The organism is Desulfotomaculum sp. 1211_IL3151, from assembly GCF_036763075.1.
GTDB lineage: Bacteria > Bacillota > Desulfotomaculia > Desulfotomaculales > Desulfotomaculaceae > Desulfotomaculum.
On the sequence record NZ_JBAIYV010000004.1, the window covers coordinates 1 to 2098 of the forward strand.

Annotated in this window: 1 protein-coding gene; it reads left to right on the forward strand. The window is 42.4% G+C overall.

The genetic code is table 11. The features are described from left to right. The first annotated feature begins 690 nt into the window (after positions 1-690). Positions 691-1926 carry an IS110 family transposase gene (locus tag V6C11_RS00540; RefSeq protein WP_333529129.1) on the forward strand — a complete coding sequence of 412 codons (1236 nt, stop codon included), beginning with the start codon at positions 691-693 and terminating at the stop codon, positions 1924-1926. Positions 1927-2098 lie beyond the last annotated feature (172 nt).

Sequence of the window (2098 nt, forward strand, 5' to 3'; positions counted from 1 at the left end):
CCTCCTCGTATAATAGTAGTAGATCCACTGGACAGACCTAATTTCCATAAATGGAATAAGGTGGGTCCAGGTATGAGAACCGGTTCTCGAATAACGGGTATCGAGACCAGCTAAAATGATAACCAAGTCCACACTGGGTGCAATAATGGTACCAGTCAGTCGCGCGGCTATTGTTTATGTGGATAAGGTCATTATCTAAACAGAGTCTAAGTACCCTAAATATGGTGGTGATGTTTAGAAATACCCAATATTATCCACATTCAATCCTGATCAGGGAGAGTAGATACTAATAACTACAAGCTCCATAACTTAAATATTGTAATTCTTAATGCCGGCCCCCGGGATTGCTTTCAAAGTTTTCCTGGCCGGGCCGGTTTTCTATTGCCTTTTTACACTTCCAATTATTGTCTGGAAGTTCAGTCCTCCCCATGGGACAATGGGATCAACAGGTTGTTCTTGGGATATTTCTTATCCTCCTTGCGGACCTTTTGGTACTGCTTAATAAGCCTGCTACCCATGATCCATCATCGATGATCTAACCGCTGGTTGCACCTCTTTCCATGAAGGGGGAGTAGCACCCCGAATTGTCTTCATGTTAATGATGAGTGCTGATGACGAGGCTGCTTTCGATGGTTCCCATGGGCACCCAGGTCTGAGATCAACCTGATTTTTGAACAGGGAGGTGATCCTATGTCACAAATGTTGGTGGGAATAGACGTTAGCTTACAGTCTCACCATGTGCAATTCATGGATGGAGATGGAGGGGCACTGGCTTCTTTTTCTATCCACAACAACCGGCAGGGGGCCGACACCCTCATTCAAAAGATTGTTGATACATCCGATAGAATAAAAAGTCAATCCCTTCGAATTGGTATGGAGGCAACTTCAAATCTGGGCTGGCACCTTGCTCACTATTTGCAAGACCAGCTTCAAACTACTTGCCCGCAAAAAGATACACAGATTTACGTTCTAAATGCACGAAAAGTGGCTCGTTTCAAAAAAGGGTACGACACCCTCCCAAAGAATGACCGCATCGATGCCTGGGTAATTGCAGACCACCTTCGTTTTGGTCGACTACCTTATGCCATGAAAGACATTGTTCAATACGAGGCTTTGCAGAGGCTTACAAGGACACGGTTTCATCTGATGAAAAATATTACTCGGGACAAGACTTATTTTCTTAACCAGGTCTTCTTAAAGTTTAGTGGTTTACGCCAGGATAATCCATTCTCCAACCTTTTTGGCAGCACCTGTCTTGCTGTTATCCAAGAATTAGAACCAGAACAAATTGTGGCCATGTCTATGGAAGAACTGATTGATTTCTTAAAGGATAAAGGGAAAAACCGTTTCGATAATCCAGAGGAAATTGCTCTTTATCTTCAAAAAATTGCCCGGTCTTCTTATCGCCTGAACAAGGCGATGGCTGACCCTGTGAATATTTCTTTGGCCACCATGCTTAATGTAATCAAACATATGGAATCGGAAGTAAAAAAACTGGACAAAGAAATCGCCAAAATTATGAAGGGTTTTCCCCAAACCTTAACTTCCGTTAAAGGGATTGGAGATGTTTATGCCGCCGGGATCATAGCAGAAACCGGAGATGTCCAGCGCTTTAAAGACCATAATGCTCTAGCTAAATACGCCGGTTTAACTTGGAATCAACATCAGTCAGGTGAGTTTGAAGCCGAAGATACCAGCAGAACCAAAGCTGGGAATAAGTATCTTCGTTATTACTTAATTCAGGCTGCGGACTCTGTACGGAAACATGTTCCTGAGTACAAAGACTTCTACCAAAAGAAATATGATGAAGTACCCAAACACAAACATAAAAGAGCCCTCGTCTTAACTGCTAGAAAACTGGTACGGCTGGTGTTTTCGCTACTAAACACCAAGCAACTGTACACTCCACCAGAGAGGAGGGGGTAATTTCTTTACCCTAAAATCTACTCTCTTTACCATTTCCACCACTTTAAGGAATATTTTCTTTGCTTAATTGGTGGGCTTATTTCTTATACCCTTTTTTAGGTAAAAGGTGTACTTTTGTTAAATTAATTTCCAATTTTCTAGAATCACCTTCTTGACATATCACCGCTGGGCT

What these genes read in the sequence shown, in the direction of transcription:
- V6C11_RS00540 (WP_333529129.1), top strand. Translation starts at nt 691, where the DNA reads ATGTCACAAATGTTGGTGGGAATAGACGTTAGCTTACAGTCTCACCAT.